Here is a 759-nt window from a genome sequence, read left to right on the forward strand (position 1 = left end):
TATTGCCTGTTGTACTCACTGATGACTATATCGAGGAAGTTCGCACGCAAATGCCAGAACTCCCAGCCGCGCGCAAAGAACGCTTTATGTCTGATTTCGGTCTAAATGAATACGATGCCGGCATGCTCTCCTCCGATGCTAACCTTGCGGCTGTGTTTGAGACTAGCGCCAAAATCTCTGGCGATGCCAAGTTGTCTGCAAATTGGGTAATGGGTGAATTTAGCGCCAGACTCAACGCAGAAGAGCTTAGCGCTGCACAAACACCGCTTACGGGAGAAGCCCTAGGGCAGTTAGTTTTGCGCATAAAAGACAATACAGTGTCGTCTTCTGGAGCGAAGAAAGTCTTTGAGAAGCTTTGGACTAAAGAAGCGACAGATGTCGATCAGATCATAGACGCCGAAGGACTCAAACAAGTGTCGGATACCGGCGCACTCGAAGCAATGGTGGATGAAGTACTTGCAGGTATGACAGATCAAATTGAGCAATACAAAGCGGCGGATGACAAAAAGCGCAAAAAGCTCATGGGTGGCTTTATGGGACCACTAATGAAAGCATCCAAAGGGCAAGGTAATCCAAAACTCTTCAACGAGATCCTTCAAAAGAAACTAAACAGTTAGCTTTGGATCCCCATCCACTCTGCATTTGGGTTTACGCCCCCTTATGCAGAGTGGCTAATCTCGCTTGCCCCCTCTTTAGCTAAAACCCCGAACAATGCACACCAAATTATCGAACGGCACTGCAATAAAAATATACAAAGTT

Annotated in this window: 1 pseudogene; it reads left to right on the top strand. The window is 46.9% G+C overall.

Annotated features, from left to right (window positions below):
- Positions 1–617 (top strand): annotated as a pseudogene (gene gatB / locus A3750_RS22755) (Asp-tRNA(Asn)/Glu-tRNA(Gln) amidotransferase GatCAB subunit B); the annotation flags it as partial.
- Between the last annotated feature and the right edge of the window lie 142 nt (positions 618–759).

Source organism: Oleiphilus sp. HI0079, from assembly GCF_001635105.1.